Origin of the sequence: Geobacillus sp. 47C-IIb (genome assembly GCF_014679705.1) — a bacterium.
GTDB classification, from domain to species: Bacteria; Bacillota; Bacilli; order Bacillales; family Anoxybacillaceae; genus Geobacillus; species Geobacillus thermodenitrificans.
In genome coordinates, this window is the sequence record NZ_CP061473.1 from 1,357,953 (window position 1) to 1,376,904 (window position 18,952).

Below are 18,952 nucleotides of genomic sequence, written 5' to 3' on the forward strand. Positions count from 1 at the left end.
TTTGCGCCACGGCGTCAACGAACATGCTCGCTAGGCGGTTGGACAGAAAAATTGTTGTTCTTTTGTCACAATTTCGCTATACTTTTTTATGGCATTGGCGGCTTGAGAAACTGAACAAAAGGGGACTTTAGCCATGAAACATCTCGTACTGCTTGGCGGGGGATACGGCAATATGCGCATTTTGCAACGCCTTCTCCCGGATGGAGTGCCAAACGACATTCATATTATCCTCATTGATCGCGTTCCATACCATTGTTTAAAAACAGAATATTACGCTTTAGCCGCAGGGACCATCAGCGACCACCATATTCGCGTCCCATTTCCGGAACATTCACAACTTACATACCAGTTTGGCGAAGTCGTCTCGATCGACCTCGACAAACAGCTCGTCCATCTGAAGGATGGAAACTCCATCCGTTACGACGAACTTGTTATCGGGTTGGGCTGTGAAGATAAATACCACGGGGTGCCGGGCGCTGAGGCATACACGTACAGCATTCAGTCCATCGACAAGGCGCGCGCTGCCTATGAAGCGCTGAACAACTTACCGCCAAAAGCAACGGTCGGCATCGTCGGCGCCGGCTTAAGCGGCGTTGAGTTGGCAAGCGAACTGGCGGAAAGCCGCCCGGACTTGCACGTGAAGTTGTTTGACCGCGGGGAACGCATTTTGCCGATGTTCCCAAAACGGTTGAGCGATTACGTTGAACGATGGTTTGTCGAACACCACGTCGAAATCGTCCGCCATTCGAATGTCACGAAAGTCGAGCCGGGCGTCTTGTACAATCATGATGAGCCGGTGCCTTGCGACGTCATCGTCTGGACGGCCGGCATTCAGCCAAACCGCGTCGTCCGCGAACTGAACGTGGAAAAAGATAAACAAGGCCGCGTCGTACTGACAAAACAGCATTACATCCCTGGCTATGAAAACGTATACGTCGTCGGCGACTGTGCGAGCTTGCCGCATTCGCCAAGCGCCCAACTCGCTGAAGCACAAGCGGAGCAAATCGTTCAAGTGATGCAAAAACGGTGGAACGGCGAAGAGCCGCCGAGCGAATTCCCGCCGATCAAATTAAAAGGCATTCTCGGTTCACTCGGCAAAAAGCATGGCTTTGGCCTTGTCGCTGACCGCCCGCTTACCGGCCGGGTGCCGCGCCTGTTAAAGTCAGGCGTTCTTTGGATGTATAAATACCATAACGGCTATTAAGCCATCTTACAGAGCTAGTGATGGAATGGCAAATGCGGCACAAAAACAGTGTTTCTCTACATTCAGAAAACTGGATGTTTGCCACAAACACCTTTCATGGAAATAAGCATTGTTTGCTGATCTGCCAGGCGGCCGTCTAACCGGGAAGGCAGCGGGGAATCCCCCGCTGCATGGCCTTGCCGCTATGATGAACGATAGCCGTACTTCTCCATTTCAGCATAAATGGCTTTCAATCGCGGATTGCCTTCTGCCACAACCGTTCCCTCAACAACAACGACCGGGTACACCCAGTCCTCCTCGACGATCGTTTGCGCCAACGAGCGTTTCGCTTCATCGTCAGCCGGCGGATGGAAAATATCAACATACACCATGTGAAACGGCTGATCCGGGTATTTGCGGCGCAGCGCAGCCTCCAGCCATTCGTACGTCTCTTTCGACGACGGCAGCTGCACGCACGACGGGCAAATCACCTCGGCGCCATACACACAAATTTCAACCGGTTTGAACGCCATCATTGTCACCCTTTACGAAAGTAAAATTTATCATTAGATTTTTTCGGATACCATGATTATAATAAAAAGTAAGGAAAGGAGTCGATGGAAATGACGGACCAAGAAATTAAAGAACAAGTGCAAGAAGTTTTAGATAAACTCCGCCCGTTCCTGCTTCGCGACGGCGGTGACTGCGAACTTGTCGATGTGGAAGACGGCGTTGTAAAACTCCGCCTTCTCGGCGCATGCGGCAGCTGCCCAAGCTCGACGATCACATTAAAAGCAGGAATCGAGCGCGCCTTGTTTGAAGAAGTGCCAGGCGTCGTTGAGGTCGAGCAAGTGTTTTAATCTCAAAAAAATCCGAACAGCCCACCGCTGTTCGGATTTTTTTACGCCTCAAGCGCCAGTTTGTACACGCGGCTACCGTGCGGTTCGATAGCGAGCCATGTGACTTCGCAGGCAGGGAAATGCGGGCGCAGCTGCCGTTCAAGCTGTTCGCCTTTTCCCGGTTCAGCGAACACAAGCACCGTCGGTCCCGCCCCGCTTAACGCGGCGCCAATCGCCTCGTATTCCTCAGCCAGCGCTTGGGCCCGCTCCAATTCCGGGACAAGTGATTTTCGGTATGGCTGGTGAAACAAATCGGCTGCCATCATGCGACCCGCTAGTTTCCAGTTTTTCGTCAACAACGCGGCGACAAGAACATTGCTGATGGCGCTCGCCTCGACCGCTTGCTGCCTCATCCATTGTTCAGGCAACTGCCCGCGCGCTTTTTTCGTTTCCAATTCATACGCCGGGATAATGGCGACAAGTTCAATAGCCAATTCCGGAACATGGACGACGTCCACACCCGCTTCGCGGTAGCAACCGATGACCAATCCGCCGTAGAGCGAGGCACCGACATTGTCGGGATGGCCTTCATAACGAGTGGCCAGTTCCATTTTTTGTTCGCGCGTCAATCCTAATTCAAGCAGCGCATCAGCAAGCTCAATGCCAGCAACGACCGCTGCCGCACTGCTTCCGAGCCCCCGCGTAAACGGAATATCGCTGTATACATCCACCTCACAGCTCGGCAGCTGACGGCCATGCGCTTTCGCCGTCTCATTGGCCACTTTGTATACTAAATTGTCCGTCCCGCGCGGAATGTCGCTTACTTCCGCTGTTTTTGGCGTAAACGACCATGTTCTCGCCAGGCGGACGTCAAGCGTTAAGTAACGGGAGACGGCGAGCCCAACCGAATCGAAGCCGGGCCCTAAGTTCGCCGTACTTCCCGGAACGACGATTTTTAACATCTCATCTTCTTTCATGTATGAACAACCCCTTGCAAATGCTCCAGCACGACTTGTTCATCGTTCGGCAGCACGATCGGTTCAATCGCTGCGGTATCGAGGGCGACGGCCGGGTCTTTCAAGCCGTTGCCGGTGAGAACCGCGACAACGAGGCTGCCGCGCTCGATTTCATTCCGCTCGCGCTGTTTGATCACTCCGGCGATGGCGGCGCATGACGCCGGCTCGGCAAAAATGCCTTCCGTCCGCGCGAGCCGTTTGTAAGCTGCTAAAATTTCCTCATCGCTCACTTCATCGATTTTTCCACGCGATTCGTTCGCCGCTTGGACCGCTTTCTGCCAGCTCGCCGGGTTGCCGATGCGAATTGCCGTCGCAATCGTTTCCGGCTGTTCAATCACTTGATTGCGGACAATTGCCGCTGCTCCTTCCGCTTCAAAACCGCGCATTTGCGGCAGTCCCGTTCCTTTTGCTTCATGATACTCCTTAAACCCTTTCCAATAGGCCGTAATGTTGCCCGCATTGCCAACCGGGATGGCGAGCACGTCCGGCGCGCGTCCAAGCTGGTCGCACACTTCAAACGCTGCCGTTTTTTGCCCTTCAATGCGGTACGGGTTGACCGAGTTCACCAGCGTGATCGGCGCTGTTTCACTCAGCCGGCGCACCATACTGAGCGCTTCGTCAAAGTTGCCTTCAATCGCAAAAATCTCCGCTCCGTACATGGCGGCTTGTGCTAGTTTGCCAAGCGCGATTTTCCCATTCGGGATGACGACAAGACAGCGCATCCCGGCGCGCGCGGCATACGCAGCGGCGGAAGCGGACGTATTGCCGGTCGATGCACAAATGATCGTATGGCTTCCTTCCTCTTTCGCCTTCGCCACCGCCATCACCATGCCGCGGTCTTTAAACGAACCGGTCGGGTTCGCTCCTTCCACCTTGACGTATAACGTAATGCCCAGCTCTTCCGACAGACGCGGCAGCGGGATGAGCGGCGTATTCCCTTCGCAAAGTGATAGTCTTGGCGTTGCTTCTGTCAGCGGCAAAAAGTCACCGTAGGCGTCAAGCAGCCCTTTCCATGCCATTACCGTTTCTCTCCTTCCACCCGATACGAGCTTTGCACCCGCTCGACGATTTCTAAATCGCTTAACTGCTGTAAAATGTCTTCATAGTCTTGCTGCGAGGCGTCGTGTGTCACAATCACGATTTCCGCCAAGCCGTTTTCTTTCAACGGCAATTGCAAAATTTTCTCGAAGCTCACCCCGCGCTCGGAAAACAGCGTCGTAATTTTGGCAAACGCGCCGACTTGGTCTTTGACATGAATGCGCAAGAAGTATTTCGAGAAAATTTCCGCCGGTGCTTTCAACTGTTTTTCATATTGCGGCGCGACGGCATAATGGCCGTTGACGCCAAGGCGCATGTTTTTCATTACCGCCACCAAGTCAGAGACGACTGCCGTCGCCGTCGGCAAGCTGCCAGCCCCCGGTCCGTAAAACATCGTTTCCCCGACTGCCTCTCCGTACACATAGACAGCGTTATATTCATTATGGACGGAAGCGAGTGGATGAGAATCAGGAAGAAACGTCGGTTGGACGCTTACTTCCACCTTGTTGCCATTACGCTGGGCGATGCCGATGAGCTTCATCGTATAACCGAGCCGCTTCCCATAATTTAAATCTTCTTCCGTTACATGAGTAATGCCCTTAACTTGCACATCGTCCAAGTCGATGTCCATCGAAAAGCCAAGGCGGCCTAAAATCGCCATTTTCCGTGCTGCATCAAGCCCTTCGACGTCCGATGTCGGGTCGGCTTCGGCGAACCCGAGCGCCTGCGCTTCCGCCAGCACTTCCTGATAGGAAGCACCGTTTTGCGACATTTTCGTTAAAATGTAGTTGGTCGTTCCGTTGACAATTCCCATCATCTTCGTGATTCGGTCCGACGCCAACCCGTCGACTAAGCTGCGCAAAATCGGAATGCCGCCGGCGACGCTCGCTTCGTAAAACAAATCGCAATGGTGTTCAGCTGCCACCCGAAGCAATTCCGAACCGTAAACAGCCATTAAATCTTTGTTCGCCGTCACCACATGTTTTCCTTGGCGCAGCGCCCGCAACAACAGTTCCTTTGTCTCCTCAATGCCGCCCATTACTTCAATAATGACATCAATATCCGGATCATCAATTACATCCGCAGCGCTCGTCGTCAACAACGCCGAATCGACGGCAACCTCGCGCGGTTTCTGCACGTCACGAACGAGGATTTTTTTCACCTTCACCGGACAACCGACTTGGTGAATCAATTTTTCTTGGTGGTTTTCAATAATTTTAACTACACCGCTTCCGACCGTTCCTAATCCTAATAATCCAACAAAAATTGGCTTTTCCATCCTTACCGCCCCTTCTGTTTACGTACAGTAGACATCTGTATTTTTATAGTAGACATTATAAAAGACGATCTGCCATTTGGCAATGAAAATTTTTACGATGGCTGATTCACCGGCGTCAATGGCGACCGTCCTTCAAGAACGGCAATGATGTTGTCGCGCGCCAGCGTCATCATAGCGCGTCGCGTTTCGTACGTCGCGCTGCCAATATGCGGCAAAGCGACGACGTTTGGAAGCGAAACGAGCGGATGATCGGCCGCAACCGGTTCTTTTTCAAATACGTCCAATCCGGCCGCGGCGATCTCCCCACGAACGAGCGCCTCATACAGCGCTTGTTCATCGACGACCGCGCCGCGCGCCGCATTAATGAAAATGGCCGTCGGTTTCATTTGCCGAAACGCCTCGCGGTTAAACAAATGACGCGTCTCCGGGGTGAGCGGCGTCAAGCAGACGACAAAATCACTTTCCGCCAACAAATCGAAAAACGGGCGGTAGACCGCGCCAAGCTTCTCTTCCGCCTCCGGACGGCGGGAACGATTGTGATAAAGCACGTTCATATCAAACCCTTTCGCCCGCTTGGCCACCGCTTGTCCGATGTTCCCCATGCCGACAATGCCGATCGTTTTATGATGAACATCGGCGCCAGCAAGCAAAAACGGACTCCAGCTTTTCCATTTTCCTTCTTTCAAAAAATCAGCTGCTTCTACAAGCCGCCGGGCGGTCGCCAATAACAGCGCAAACGTCAAATCTGCTGTGGTATCGGTTAACACATCGGGTGTATTGCAAACGACAATGCCGCGCTGGGTGGCCGCTGGCACGTCAATATTGTCATAGCCGACCCCCATATTGGCGACCACTTTGAGCGCCGAGCCAGCAGACAACACCCCTTCGTCGATCGGATCGGACACCATCGGCAAGATGGCCGTCGCCCGTTTCGTTTTTTCCACGAGCACGTCGCGCGGCACAGCCACGTCTTCATGCGGCCACATCTCTACTTCTGCGATGGCCAAAAGCGGTGCAACAACGTCTTCTGGCAGTTTTCGCGTAATAAAGACGTACGGTTTTGTCATCAAGCAGCCCCCCATATGATTTTTTCTAAATCTTATCACAACTTCTACCAAAAAAAAATGAGAAGTTGTCCCGGCTGCGACCGGCAGGAAAGCATCGCGGTTCGCTTTGGCTCAAAAAAAAAACGGGAATGTCTTCCCGTTTCTACGCCGACGGCAGCCACTCGATCACCGGCAAGCGCACGCGTTCTGAGATGCCGGCGATCTCAGCGAACGAAGCCAAAAACCGTTCATACTCATGCGACCCATCAAGCAAACGATGCAGCTCGCCTTCATAGCGCACCTGCTCATTCCTATCCACAGCGGTATAATACGATTCCACGCACTCAAAATACGGAAGCGGAAACAACAGACGGGCGTAAATCAATCGCCAAGCAAACGGCGACAGCGGTGATAAATGTCCGTAATCTTGGAAAAACTGGCGCACCGCCCGTTGGCATCCAAGCCCGCGCTGATGGTACAAATGGCGAACCCATTCGGCTAAATCGCGGGCGCAATGGTCGTACACCCAATCAATCGGCAGCTTCGCCTCTGCCCCTTCGACCCAACCGGCTTGCGGCAGCCGCTCATGACAAAACGCCGCATAATCGATGCGGAGCGGTTCCTCATCGAGCTCCGTATCTGCCACGTATTGTATGGCGTTTTCCGCCAAGCCTAAATAATACGGGAACGATTCGATAAACAGCCGGTCAAAGGGCGACGCCGGCCCCGTTGCCAGCATGTTCGCCCAAAACGCCTCCATTTGGTCGATCCGCTTCGCCCATAGTTCCCGCCATTGGCCGATGCGCCGGCAAGCGGTGATCGGCAGCGGACAAGAGCGCCCGTATTCATGGATCACCGCCAACTCGCGGCCGAGCGAACGAAAGCGAGCGGTCGGAAGCGGCGCCCGAACAAGTGCCATCGGCTTTCCATCCCAAGTGGCGATATACGTTCCGGACGTCGTTTTGACTAGCTCCCCTACGCTGCCCACTCCTTTCGTCCGCAAATAACGGCTCATTTGTTGGCGCTCTTCCATCTCTGCTTCGCTCCGCCCGTCAGCTGGAACGATCAGAAAGCGCTCCCGTTTATGCCAAACCGCTGTATGTGTCCCTCTTCGTTCTATCCGCTCGACGCGCATCCCGTACTGTTCATACACCCATTTTTCCATCGCCGCACCTCCGTCACGATGGGGTTCATGATCGTCTTTGGGCCAAACGCCATCGCTCGTCAACCGTTCCAACCATCCTCACGCTTTCTCATCGCATCTTTTTGTCACACGCCGGCCAAGCAGAGAACTCCGATGATGGTGCGACAAACCGTCTCCCCTTCCTTTTTTGGCGAAAGGGGCTATTGTTTATATATGCAGGCCGATGAGCATTTTTCTTTATATGATGGACTGTTTTATGACATGATACATATATATAAGAAACGACTTTTAAAAAGAAATAGGTGACTTACATGAGTGAATTCATTATGAACAATTTAGAACAAATCGCCCGCCGCTGGTTGGAGGAGCGGGGGGTAACCGTGGAAAAAATAGCGGAACTTGTTTATTATTTGCAATCGAAATACCATCCGGATTTAACGATGGACGAATGCGTCGAAAACGTCAATCGCGTCATCTCGAAACGCGAAGTGCAAAACGCCATTTTAACCGGTATTCAGCTTGATAAGCTCGCTGAGAACGGCCAGCTGGATGAACCGCTGCAATCGATCATCCGCCGCGATGAAGGGCTGTATGGCGTCGATGAAATTTTGGCCCTTTCCATCGTGAACGTCTACGGCTCCATCGGGTTTACGAACTACGGATATATCGACAAACAAAAGCCCGGCATTTTGCAATACTTAAATGACAAATCGAACGGTCAATGCCATACGTTTTTGGATGACATCGTCGGCGCGATCGCCGCGGCAGCGTCAAGCCGCTTAGCGCACCGGGCCGCCAATGCTGAATAAAAAAGCACCGCTCCCCTGTCTTTAGGAGGGCGGCGCTTTTTTTACAACCGTTCAAGCCACTCACAAAGCGAATCGGCCGTATATGTCGGCTGTTGTTCATAACGGGCGAGCATCTCCTTCGTTGTGACGCCTGTATGGACCAAAAGCGTATCGATGCCCGCATTCATGCCGGCTAAAATATCCGTTTCGTAATAGTCGCCGATCATCAGAACCTCTTCTTTCGGAACACCAAGCACTTTGAGCGCCTGTTCCATGATGATTTTTTCCGGCTTGCCAATAAACGTCGGCTTCACTTGCGTCGAAACGGTGACGACTGACGTAATGGCTCCATTGCCTGGCAATAGCCCGCGCTCCGTCGGCAAGGCGATGTCACCGTTTGTCGAAATGAACATCGCGCCGTTGCGGACAGCAAGGCAAGCGACGGCAAGCTTTTCGTATGTAATTTGCCGATCGATGCCGATCACGACGACAGTCGCGTCCTCACCAGCAAAACGAAACCCTTTTTCCGCCAAAGCCGTACGGATGCCTTCCTCGCCGATCACGTAAACAGACGCGTCCGGGTTTCGCTCAAAAATGTAGTTCGCTGTCGCCTGGCTGGTCGTAAAAACGTGCTTCTCTTCCGCCGGCACGCCGAATGTGCGCAACTTTTCCGCCACTTGCGCCGGCGTGCGCGACGAGTTGTTGGTCACAAACAAATACGGAATGCCGCGGCGGTGGAGTTCATTGACAAACTCGCGCGCTTCGGCAATGCATTCCGTGCCGCGGTACATCGTCCCGTCTAAATCGATCAAATAGCCGCTATATCGTTTCAATGTATTCGCTCCCCTTCTTCTGCCATGATGTCAATCGTTCGTTCTCTGCTTCCCGATGAGCTTCAACGGTTCGAAAAACCATTTTCCACCATCCTTGAAACCGTTCCTTGGCCGAATGTCAGCCAACGACGAATCCGGCGCTGAAACGCGCCCCCAAGGTGGATCGTATTGAGTCTTCATCCCATTGTGTGACGATGCGATCGATCAATTACGAAACGCCGACACGGGACCGAGCTCATTTTCGAGATAATCGCGCACCGCCTTCGGATACGCTTCAAGCGCCGACAAGTGTGCATCGATGCTGGCGCGCAGTTTCGCATGATCAACGTTTGTATATTCATGAACGAGCATTTTCCGCTCAGCAATGAACGCTTTCAACTGTTCGGCGTCCGCTGGCGCAATCACTTGCTCGTCGGCTAAAATGTCGATAATGTCATTATAGCTGCCGGGGTCGCGCATAATAAAGCCGTCAATCATCGCATTGCCAACATCCAAAATCGCTTCAATGATGACATGGGCGATCCGTTCAAGCGCCAATCGTTCAAACGGCTCATCCCAACTATCCCGCATTTTGTAATAAGCCAACATTTGCTCCATGCAACCAAGTCGTTCTTCCATTTTTTTTCGATCGACAAAATACATGGGTGATCCCTCCTTTTTTTCTTACGCACATCCCCTCCCCTTTTCGCCGTCCGTCTGTTATGATGGATAGAGACGAAACCATAGGGGGGCTCAAAATATGGGCGAACGGTTCTACTTGTACGACGACACGGTCAATGCGGCGGTTCGTTTTGTCAGCTTTGTCGGCGAACGGCAGCGGTTCGATTTGGCCTTGATGGAAACCGATCGTTTTTATGGAAAATATGTCGTGCTCGATTTGCAAAGCAACCGCTTTGCTATTCTCGGCCGCGACGATTTAGAGGAGCCTGGTTATTTAGAACACGCCTACCAGCTGGACGAACAGGACGCCAACGACTTGCGCGCCTTTTTGGCCGAATGTCTTTCATAACCTTCCACTGTTTTGGGCATCTTATGAAACAACCCGGCACCAAGGAAGGTGAGACGAATGGCGGAACGGGAAACCTATGCCGATTTTTCCGTCGTCGAAAAACAGCGCAATTTTTTAACAGCTGAAGAATTCCCGGAAGGGCCGTATGGCTCACCGCGTCGCGACGACGCTCCAGTCGAGAATAAAAGCACGCCTTGGAAAGAAGGGCAACGGTATTACAGCGCCTTTAACTATGAGTTTAAGTCATTCCACCAAAATATTCCAAGGCGCGACCCAGCGGCCCACCCGCCGCACGACGATCCGCGCAAAAGCGAACAATTTCCGTACAACGAAGGCGAATGAGCAGGCAGCCGCTCCAAGTGGGCGGCTGCTTTGTATGTTTGCTGTCCGTCAGCCGCCGCTCCGGCCTCAGCCTGCACTCCGTTCGGAACCATCTTTGTTGCCCAGCACCGTTGCGCTGCAATCCGGCCACACCATTACCGCTTCACTTTGCGCAACACAAAATAGGCGCAGCCGAAATTGCAATATTCATACAAATACTCCGACAGTGTGCTAATTTTTGTATCGTATGTCGCCTTTTGGTTATGGTCATCGAAAAAGCCGCGCAAGCGAAGCTGATTGTATCCCCAGTCGCCGACAATGTAGTCATACTTTCCTAAAATATCCGCATAACGGGCGCGAAACGCTTCCTCGTTAAAGCCATTTTTTACGTTTTCAACCAGTTCGTAACAATGGTTGTTAATGCAAATCACCGCTCTCACCTTGCCTTTCCACTTTCATCATAAACGATGCACCGCACCCAATCAATGACGGTTATGAAACAGAAGACCGTGTGCCACTCTAAAAGCGAAGGGGGTGCTGACGATGAAACGATCATGGTTGGCCGTTGCATTCGGAACGGCTGTCGCCCTAGCCGGCTGCGCACAGACGGCTCAGGACGAAAATACCAACGTCTACAAGCGGAGCGGCAATACAATCAATGTCACCGACCGCAACGAATTGTATAATGAAAAAGGAGTACCAAATGGCGATGACACGCCGCTAAACAACTTTGGCTACGTCCGTCATCAAAAAAGCCCGACCCTCGGTGATGTGAACGGCTATAATAACATGCCGTCATTCAACCGCGAGCAAGCGGCCGATATCATTAGCAAGTTGTGCACGCAGCTGCCGAACATCAAGGACGTCGCTACGCTAGTCACGGATGAGGAAGTGCTTGTCGTCTATGACGCTGATACAAACAACCGGGAACAAACAGCCGATCAAGTGAAAAAGACGGCGCTTTCTGTCGTTCCCCGTTACTACCATGTGTATGTCGCCGACAATCCTCAGCTGATGAAGGATATTGAGCGTTTTGGACGCCTTGATTCAAATGCGCGCAACATCGATCAACTTCTTGACGCGACCATCCAGCAAATGTTGAAATATCCGCAAGGGAAAAAACTGAACGACGGGGAAAATGAAAACGGCGAAATGATCAATGAAACAAACGACGAGCTCGATCGCGACTTCCGCGACGGCACACCGCGGCCGACGCCGAAAGGACGCTAGGGCAAAGAAAACGGTCTGCCTTCTTGACGAAGAGGCACGACCGTTTTTCATTTGCGTAGCTGCTATTATGCCTTCAGTTGCCGCGCCTTTGCTGCTTCGTTCACCTGCTCGTCAGCATGGTACGATGAACGAACGAGCGGGCCGGCCTCGCAATGGCTGAATCCTTTGCTTAACGCGATTTCTTTTAGCTCTTGGAATTCATCAGGATGGTAATATTTGACGACTTTCAAATGTTTTTTCGTCGGCTGCAAATATTGACCGATCGTCAAAATATCGACATGGTTGGCGCGCAAATCGTCCATCGCCTCAATAATTTCCTCTTTCGTTTCCCCAAGACCGATCATGATGCTTGATTTCGTCGGAATATCCGGCTGCAGTTCTTTCGCGCGCCGCAAAAATTCAAGCGAACGCTCGTACGTCGCGCGGGCGCGCACCCGCGGCGTCAGGCGGCGCACCGTTTCGATGTTATGGTTTAAAATATCAGGACGGGCGTCCATTAACGTTTTTAAGTTTTCGTACACCCCACCCATATCAGACGGCAACACTTCAATCGTCGTAAACGGGTTTTTCCGGCGGATGGCACGCACCGTTTCCGCAAATACCGCCGCTCCCCCATCTTTCAAATCATCGCGAGCCACAGCGGTGACAACGACATGTTTTAAGTTCATGATGCGCACGGATTCGGCGACGCGTTCCGGTTCTTGCCAGTCCAGCTCGGTCGGCAGCCCCGTTTTAACGGCGCAAAAGCGGCAGGCGCGCGTACAGACGCTGCCTAAAATCATAAACGTCGCGGTCCGCCGTACTGCCCAACATTCATGAATGTTCGGGCATTTCGCTTCCTCGCATACAGTATGTAAACGGTTTTCCCGCATCAACTTCTTCAATCCGGTATAATGTTCGTTCGTATTCAGCTTGATTTTTAACCAATCTGGCTTGCGGACATGTTCTTCCTTCGTCGCCATTGTTCTCACTCCAGTTATGCATGATTGTTCAGTTCTCATTATAATGAAAAGCGCGGGAAAACACAAAAAATAAGACGTTTTTCCCTTTTCTACTTTTTAACATTTATGAATTTCCCTTTTCTCCCCCAAACTAAACATATGAAACGGGCGAAAAGGGGGGATCCACGTGCACCGATGGCTTGTCGCCATATGGGTGGCGACGATTGTTTTCATTGCCGCCGGTGCGGCTTCCGCGGCCGAAAATGAGGACGCCGTATACGAACGGCGCATGGAGTTGTATAAAAAGGCGGAAGCCGTTTCGCTCATTCCGTGGTATTACTTTGCGGCCATCGACCAATATGAACGGAACATCCGTCAAGTGCGCCGCGACTTGCCAAAGCCAACCGGTGTCCTCGGCATTTATATCAAACCGGAACTATGGGCCGGTCCACTCAATAAAAATCCGCTCGATACAAACCCATTCACGATTTCCCAGTTCGGTGGGTTAGGAGTCGACGGGAACGGCGATGGTGTGGCGCGGGCGGATGACGACGAGGATGTGATCATGGCGATAGCCCGTTATTTGCAGACGTACGGCATCGACCATCGCCATATAAAAATCGCGCTTTGGAATTATTACCAACGCGCGAAAGCTGTTGATTTGATTTTAGGGAAGGCAAGAATTTACAAAAAGTATCAAACACTGAAATTGGACGACCATGTGTTTCCATTGCCGTTGCGGGCGAATTACAGCTATCGCGATACATGGGGCGATGCACGCGGCTGGGGAGGGCGTCGCATCCACGAAGGAACCGACATTTTCGCCGGCTACGGCGTGCCGGTGCGTTCGACATGCTACGGCATTGTGGAGCTGAAAGGATGGAACAAATACGGCGGTTGGCGCGTCGGCATCCGCGACATTAACAACACGTACCATTATTTCGCCCATTTAAACGGCTTCGCCGCCGGGCTTCACGAAGGGCAAATCGTGGAACCGGGAACCATCATCGGCTCGGTCGGCAGCTCCGGCTACGGCCCGCCGGGCACGGCTGGAAAATTTCCGCCCCACCTCCACTACGGCATGTATAAAGACAACGGCTACACGGAGTGGTCGTTTGACCCGTATCCGCATTTAAAAGCATGGGAGCGGGCGGAGCGTCAGCGGCAAAAACGCCGCTGACATCCCCCGCCATGCACAGGGAACCTTCCTTCCACTGCCATAAAAAAAGATGTCCGCATAGCGGCCGGTCGCATTCGCCCCCACACGGCCTTCGACCGCCATATAAGAAAGGGTGTCTCGTTGCTTTTGAGACACCCTCTTTCGTCTGATCGCCCTTTGCCATCAATGTCCGCCTAAATACGCTTGTTTTACTTGTTCGCTCGCCTGCAGCTCGCTCGCCGTTCCCGATAGGACAACGCGGCCCGATTCGATGACATAGGCGCGATCCGCAATGGAGAGCGCCATATGGGCGTTTTGCTCGACAAGCAAAATCGTCGTTCCAGATTGATTAATTTCTTCGATAATGCGGAAAATCGTTTTAACGAGCAACGGCGCAAGCCCCATGGACGGCTCATCTAAAAGCAGCAGCTTCGGACGTGCCATGAGCGCGCGGCCGATTGCAAGCATTTGCTGCTCGCCGCCCGAGAGCGTTCCAGCCAGCTGCTTGCGCCGTTCTTCGAGGCGCGGGAACAGCTCAAACACTTTGGCAAAATCTTGTTGAATGCCTTCTTTATCTTTGCGCAAAAATGCGCCAAGCTCCAAGTTTTCTTCCACTGTCATGTTCGCGAACACGCGCCGCCCTTCCGGCACATGGGAAATGCCTTGCTTGACGATCGTCTGCGCCGCTTTGCCGGCAATGGATGCTCCCTCATAGACAATATCGCCGTGCTTTGGCTTCAATAAGCCGGAAATCGTTTTTAGGAGCGTTGTTTTCCCGGCGCCGTTTGCACCAATCAAGGTGACGATTTCCCCGCTGTTTACTTCCAGTGATACGCCTTTTAACGCATGAATATTGCCGTAAAACACATCAATTTGCTCAACTTTCAGCATCGTCACGACACCTCCTCGCCAAGGTAAGCCTCGATTACTTTCGGGTTGTTGCGCACATCTTCTGGCGTGCCGTGAGCGATCAACTGGCCATGATCAAGCACGTAAATGCGTTCGCATATGCCCATCACCAGCGACATATCATGCTCAATCAACAAAATCGTCAACGCAAACTGTTCACGAATAAAGGCGATCAAATTCATCAGTTCTTTCGTTTCCTGCGGGTTCATACCGGCAGCCGGCTCGTCAAGCAACAAGAGCTTTGGTTGCGCTGCGAGCGCCCGAGCGATCTCCAACCGGCGCTGCTGGCCGTATGGCAAGTTTTTCGCCTGCTCGTGCATAACCTCGTCCAAGTTGAAAATTTTCAAAAACTCGATCGCCTTTTCCTCCATTTCTCTTTCTCCGCGAATATGAGACGGAAGCCGGAGGATGGAGCTCATCATCGAATGGCGGGCATGCGTATGATAAGCAACTTTCACGTTGTCAAGCACCGACAGCTCGCCGAATAGACGAATGTTTTGGAACGTCCGGCTGATCCCTTTGCGCGTAATTTTATATGGCGGCAAGCCGTTCAACGTTTCGCCGTCTAGTATAATCCGCCCTTCCGTTGGCACATATACTCCGGTCAATAAGTTAAACAGCGTCGTTTTCCCAGCGCCGTTCGGACCGATAAGCCCGATGAGTTCCCCATGATACAGCTCCATGTCCACACCAGAGAGCGCTTTGAGCCCGCCAAACTGGATGCCGATCCCTTCTGCTTTAAGCAACGGTGTTCTTGCTGCCATGGTTCATTCCTCCTTGCGCCGTCTTCCGCCATTTCAAGAGCGAAGTCAGTTCTTTCTTGCCCATCAGCCCAGTTGGACGGTACAGCATGACAAAAATCAAGACAAGGCTGTAAATGATCATCCGTGTTTCCGGATAGTTTTGCAAAAACGTCGAAACGATCGTCAACAAAACCGCCGAGATGGTTGCGCCAGACAAGCTGCCGAGCCCGCCGAGCACGACAAAAATCAAAATATCAAACGATTTTAAAAAGCCAAAGTTCGATGGCTGAATAATGTAAAAGTGATGGGCGTACAAAGCCCCGGCAATGCCGGCGAAAAACGAACCGATCGCAAACGCTGCGACTTTGTAATACGTCGTGTTGATCCCCATCGCATCGGCAGCGATTTCATCCTCACGGATTGAGATGCACGCCCGCCCATGCGTCGAATTCGTAAAATTGGCGATGACAATGATCGTGATCAACAAGCACGCGAACACCCACGGCCATGTCGTCATATGGGTCACTGTCATGCCGCTCGCTCCGCCCACATAGTCGATGTTCAACAAAACGATGCGGACAATTTCGCCAAACCCAAGCGTCGCGATGGCCAAATAATCGCCTTTTAAGCGCAAGCTTGGCACACCGATGATAAGACCAGCGAGCATCGCCGCCACCCCGGCTACCAATACCCCGACGGCAAACGGCAGCTGCAGCTTCATCGTCATAATCGCGGAGGCGTAAGCGCCGACAGCGAAAAAGCCGGCATGACCAATCGAAAATTGTCCGGTAATTCCGATAATTAAATGGAGACTGGCCGCCAAAATCACGTTAATCGCCATAAAAAAGAGGGTGTTCACATAAAAGATGTTTAACGTTCCGCTTGTAATCAGCCACTGGACAACGGCGAAAAAGGCGAACGCCAATATGATGGAAACCCAAAACCCACGTGTCCGCTTCCAAGTTGCCATGTTCCATACCATCCTTTACACTTTTTCTCGTACGTTTTTCCCAAACAATCCGGCCGGCCGGAAAATGAGGATGAGAATTAAAATGATGAACGCCACCCCGTCACGCCAAAGCGAATAGCCAAGCCCGCTGACGAGCGATTCGATAACGCCAAGCAAAAGCCCTCCTACCATCGCGCCCGGAATGATGCCGATCCCTCCCAACACGGCGGCGACAAACGCCTTCAAGCCTGGGAGAATGCCCATCAGCGGGTCGATCTTCGTATAATAAATGCCAAAAATGACGCCGGCTGCCCCGGCGAGCGCCGAGCCGATGGCAAACGTGGCCGAAATCGTATTGTCGACGTTAATCCCCATCAATCGAGCCGCTTCCGCATCATGCGAGACGGCGCGCATCGCTTTCCCGATTTTCGTTCGGTGAACGATGAATTGAAGAAGGATCATTAAGACGAGGGACGTGCCGAGGATGAATAGCGACTGGCTGCTAATGACGACGCCAAACAGCTCCAAGTTCTGCTTTGGAAGCAGCGTACCCGGATACGCTTCCGGCTGTGCCCCGCGCAAATAAATCATCACGTACTCGATCAAAAGCGAGACACCGATGGCCGTAATGAGCACAGCAATGCGCGTCGCATTCCGCAGCGGCTTGTAGGCGATCCGCTCAATCGTCATCCCAAGCACCGCGCAAACTGCCATCGCCAACAACAGCGCTGGAAAAAAGCCGACACCAAGCATCGTCACAGCGTAAAAACCAACGAATGAACCAATCATAAAGACGTCGCCATGGGCGAAGTTAATGAGACGGACGATGCCATACACCATCGTATATCCAAGAGCGATCAGCGCATAAATGCTGCCTAACGAAATGCCGTTCACTAGCTGTTGAATGAGTTCCATGATTGCACGCTCCTTAACGAAAACTCGTCGTTTGCCAAAAGAAATGCTGGACAGGAAGACGTCCCCCCAGGGGGACGCCCTCCCCCGCCCATGCACTCCATCCAGCCTTTCATTACGGGTTCACTTTTGTTTTGAATTGTTGCTGCCCATCTTTGTATTCCAAAATGACTGCCGATTTGATCGGATCGTGATTTTCATTGATCGTGAATATACCAGTCACCAACTGCAAATCTTTCGTTTGTGCCAGCGCGTCTTTAATTTTCACCGGATCGGCGCTGCCAGCCCGTTTGATGGCATCCGCCAGGAAGTAAGCCGTATCGTAGCCAAGCGCGTTAAAGGCATCCGGCGCTTTATTGTATTTCGCTTCGAACGCTTTGACGAACTCTTGAATTTTCGGATCCGGGTCACCGGATGAATAATGGTTGGTAATATACGTATTGTTCAACGCATCTTTGCCGGCGATCTCAATCAACTTCGGCGAATCCCAGCCGTCGCCGCCCATGATCGGCACGTTCAAACCAAGCTCACGCGCTTGTTTCACGATGAGGCCGACCTCTTCATAATAGCCCGGCAAGAACAAAAATTCCGGATTGGCCGCTTTAATGTTCGTCAGCGTGGCGCGGAAGTCCGTATCTTTCGCCACATACGCTTCTTCGGCAACAATTTTGCCGCCGCCGGCTGTAAACGTTTCTTTAAATGACGCAGCCAGCCCTTTCGAGTAATCGCTCGCGCTGTCGATCAAAATCGCCGCACTTTTCACTTTCAAGTCATCCAATGCGAATTTTGCCGCCACCGTTCCTTGGAACGGGTCGATAAAGCATGTCCGGAAAATGAAATCATTCACTTTTCCGTCTTTGGTAGTAATCGTCGGGTTCGTACCGGACGGCGTAATCACCGGCACTTTATTGTCATTGGCGATTTGCACTTGAGCGAGTGTGTTCGTACTCGTTGCCGAGCCGACAATCGCAACGACTTTATCTTGGCTGATCAACTTGATCGCGCCGTTCGTCGCTTCGGCTGCTTCCGATTTGTTATCGACTTTGACAAGTTCTAACTTTTTGCCATTGATTCCTTCTTTGTTGATTTCATCAAACGCCAGCTCGACCCCTTCAGCGATCGACTGTCCGTACGAAGCGACCCCGCCGGACAGCTCGAGGTTGGCGCCGATTTTAATGACATCCCCACCTCCACCGCCGCTGCCGCCGGTCGAGCCGCTGCTTTGTTCGTTGCCGCCGCAGCCGGCCATGAGACCCGCTGTCAGCATGAGCGAGAAAAAGACACCTGCTACTTTTTTCTTTTTCACTCGTTTTCCCCCCATTGTTCATAATGTTCTGTCATCGGAGTGCGCAGTTTAACGGTATCGGCGAAAAACCCTCTGCATGCGCACTTGTAGTCGTGAAGGAGCGGTTGCATGAGAAACCACCCTTCTTTTGAACCATTACTTTTGCCCCCGACTATCACATCCCCTCTACTAATTACATAAATAATAAAACTATTTTCAATTTAATATAATATTACAAAATTTATTCTCTCTCGTCTAGCTCTTTTCTTTTTGAAAATGAAAAAGCTGTTTCGCTCTGAACAAATAGTGGCGAAACAGCTGAATAATA

At 52.1% G+C, this 18,952-nt stretch carries 22 protein-coding genes; 7 read left to right on the forward strand and 15 right to left on the reverse strand.

What is annotated here, in order from left to right; all coding sequences use genetic code 11:
- The first annotated feature begins 133 nt into the window (after positions 1–133).
- Entirely contained in the window at positions 134–1,204 is a 1,071-nt protein-coding gene (locus IC804_RS06975) for an NAD(P)/FAD-dependent oxidoreductase (protein WP_011888119.1), read from the forward strand.
- Between the two features lie 182 nt (positions 1,205–1,386).
- Here the strand turns inward: IC804_RS06975 and IC804_RS06980 are convergent, their stop codons facing one another.
- Positions 1,387–1,716: a YuzD family protein gene (locus tag IC804_RS06980; protein ID WP_008881830.1), complete on the reverse strand. Its 330-nt coding sequence runs from the start codon at positions 1,714–1,716 to the stop codon at positions 1,387–1,389.
- 84 nt (positions 1,717–1,800) lie between these two features.
- Between IC804_RS06980 and IC804_RS06985 the strand changes: the two genes are divergently transcribed.
- Positions 1,801–2,043 carry a NifU family protein gene (locus IC804_RS06985; protein ID WP_011232431.1) on the forward strand — a complete coding sequence of 81 codons (243 nt, stop codon included), beginning with the start codon at positions 1,801–1,803 and terminating at the stop codon, positions 2,041–2,043.
- Between the two features lie 41 nt (positions 2,044–2,084).
- Here IC804_RS06985 and thrB read toward each other — a convergent pair whose 3' ends face one another.
- The 5 genes from thrB to yutH all read right to left on the reverse strand — a co-directional run bounded on the left by thrB (position 2,085) and on the right by yutH (position 7,566).
- Complete coding sequence (gene thrB, locus IC804_RS06990) at positions 2,085–2,999, reverse strand: homoserine kinase (RefSeq protein ID WP_011888121.1); 915 nt, start codon at positions 2,997–2,999, stop codon at positions 2,085–2,087.
- Entirely contained in the window at positions 2,996–4,057 is a 1,062-nt protein-coding gene (gene thrC / locus IC804_RS06995; RefSeq protein ID WP_008880199.1) for a threonine synthase, read from the reverse strand. The genes thrB and thrC overlap by 4 nt, the downstream gene beginning before the upstream one ends.
- On the reverse strand, positions 4,057–5,355 hold the full coding sequence (locus IC804_RS07000) for a homoserine dehydrogenase (RefSeq protein WP_029761689.1): 1,299 nt from the start codon (positions 5,353–5,355) through the stop codon (positions 4,057–4,059). Before IC804_RS07000 ends, thrC begins: the two co-directional genes overlap by 1 nt.
- A 92-nt stretch (positions 5,356–5,447) precedes the next feature.
- Entirely contained in the window at positions 5,448–6,422 is a 975-nt protein-coding gene (locus IC804_RS07005) for a 2-hydroxyacid dehydrogenase (protein WP_008880201.1), read from the reverse strand.
- A 142-nt stretch (positions 6,423–6,564) separates the two neighbouring features.
- Entirely contained in the window at positions 6,565–7,566 is a 1,002-nt protein-coding gene (yutH, locus tag IC804_RS07010) for a spore coat putative kinase YutH (RefSeq protein ID WP_081157347.1), read from the reverse strand.
- A gap of 290 nt (positions 7,567–7,856) precedes the next feature.
- Here yutH and IC804_RS07015 point away from each other — a divergent pair, with 290 nt between their 5' ends.
- A complete protein-coding gene (locus IC804_RS07015) occupies positions 7,857–8,354 on the forward strand; it encodes a phosphatidylglycerophosphatase A family protein (RefSeq protein WP_008880203.1) in 498 nt (165 codons plus the stop codon).
- 41 nt (positions 8,355–8,395) lie between these two features.
- On the opposite strand, the gene IC804_RS07020 is transcribed toward IC804_RS07015, so the two are convergent.
- The gene (locus IC804_RS07020; protein WP_008880204.1) at positions 8,396–9,166 is read right to left on the reverse strand and encodes a TIGR01457 family HAD-type hydrolase; all 771 of its coding nucleotides are present in this window, start codon (positions 9,164–9,166) and stop codon (positions 8,396–8,398) included.
- Positions 9,167–9,370: 204 nt separating this feature from the next.
- Positions 9,371–9,808 carry a DUF86 domain-containing protein gene (locus IC804_RS07025; RefSeq protein ID WP_011888125.1) on the reverse strand — a complete coding sequence of 146 codons (438 nt, stop codon included), beginning with the start codon at positions 9,806–9,808 and terminating at the stop codon, positions 9,371–9,373.
- Positions 9,809–9,905: 97 nt separating this feature from the next.
- On the opposite strand from IC804_RS07025, the gene IC804_RS07030 reads away from it, so the two are divergent.
- Positions 9,906–10,175, forward strand: a complete 270-nt coding sequence (locus IC804_RS07030; protein ID WP_008880206.1) for a DUF3055 domain-containing protein — start codon at positions 9,906–9,908, stop codon at positions 10,173–10,175.
- Between the two features lie 57 nt (positions 10,176–10,232).
- Positions 10,233–10,517, forward strand: coding sequence for a hypothetical protein (locus IC804_RS07035; protein WP_008880207.1), 285 nt, complete (start codon positions 10,233–10,235; stop codon positions 10,515–10,517).
- Positions 10,518–10,651: 134 nt separating this feature from the next.
- On the opposite strand, the gene IC804_RS07040 is transcribed toward IC804_RS07035, so the two are convergent.
- Positions 10,652–10,927 carry a YutD family protein gene (locus IC804_RS07040; protein ID WP_029761691.1) on the reverse strand — a complete coding sequence of 92 codons (276 nt, stop codon included), beginning with the start codon at positions 10,925–10,927 and terminating at the stop codon, positions 10,652–10,654.
- Positions 10,928–11,039: 112 nt separating this feature from the next.
- Between IC804_RS07040 and IC804_RS07045 the strand changes: the two genes are divergently transcribed.
- Positions 11,040–11,726, forward strand: a complete 687-nt coding sequence (locus IC804_RS07045; protein ID WP_008880209.1) for a YhcN/YlaJ family sporulation lipoprotein — start codon at positions 11,040–11,042, stop codon at positions 11,724–11,726.
- Positions 11,727–11,791: 65 nt separating this feature from the next.
- Here the strand turns inward: IC804_RS07045 and lipA are convergent, their stop codons facing one another.
- Positions 11,792–12,688 (reverse strand): lipoyl synthase, encoded by an 897-nt coding sequence (lipA, locus tag IC804_RS07050; protein ID WP_008880210.1) that lies wholly within the window; start codon positions 12,686–12,688, stop codon positions 11,792–11,794.
- Between the two features lie 166 nt (positions 12,689–12,854).
- Between lipA and IC804_RS07055 the strand changes: the two genes are divergently transcribed.
- Complete coding sequence (locus IC804_RS07055; RefSeq protein WP_008880211.1) at positions 12,855–13,847, forward strand: M23 family metallopeptidase; 993 nt, start codon at positions 12,855–12,857, stop codon at positions 13,845–13,847.
- A 162-nt stretch (positions 13,848–14,009) separates the two neighbouring features.
- Here the strand turns inward: IC804_RS07055 and IC804_RS07060 are convergent, their stop codons facing one another.
- The 5 genes from IC804_RS07060 to IC804_RS07080 all read right to left on the reverse strand — a co-directional run bounded on the left by IC804_RS07060 (position 14,010) and on the right by IC804_RS07080 (position 18,645).
- Positions 14,010–14,717 (reverse strand): ABC transporter ATP-binding protein, encoded by a 708-nt coding sequence (locus IC804_RS07060; protein WP_011888126.1) that lies wholly within the window; start codon positions 14,715–14,717, stop codon positions 14,010–14,012.
- Positions 14,718–14,719: 2 nt separating this feature from the next.
- Positions 14,720–15,499, reverse strand: a complete 780-nt coding sequence (locus tag IC804_RS07065; RefSeq protein ID WP_008880213.1) for an ABC transporter ATP-binding protein — start codon at positions 15,497–15,499, stop codon at positions 14,720–14,722.
- Positions 15,474–16,448: a branched-chain amino acid ABC transporter permease gene (locus tag IC804_RS07070; RefSeq protein ID WP_008880214.1), complete on the reverse strand. Its 975-nt coding sequence runs from the start codon at positions 16,446–16,448 to the stop codon at positions 15,474–15,476. The genes IC804_RS07065 and IC804_RS07070 overlap by 26 nt, the downstream gene beginning before the upstream one ends.
- Before the next feature lie 15 nt (positions 16,449–16,463).
- On the reverse strand, positions 16,464–17,342 hold the full coding sequence (locus tag IC804_RS07075) for a branched-chain amino acid ABC transporter permease (RefSeq protein WP_008880215.1): 879 nt from the start codon (positions 17,340–17,342) through the stop codon (positions 16,464–16,466).
- 112 nt (positions 17,343–17,454) lie between these two features.
- Complete coding sequence (locus IC804_RS07080; protein ID WP_035499339.1) at positions 17,455–18,645, reverse strand: ABC transporter substrate-binding protein; 1,191 nt, start codon at positions 18,643–18,645, stop codon at positions 17,455–17,457.
- Between the last annotated feature and the right edge of the window lie 307 nt (positions 18,646–18,952).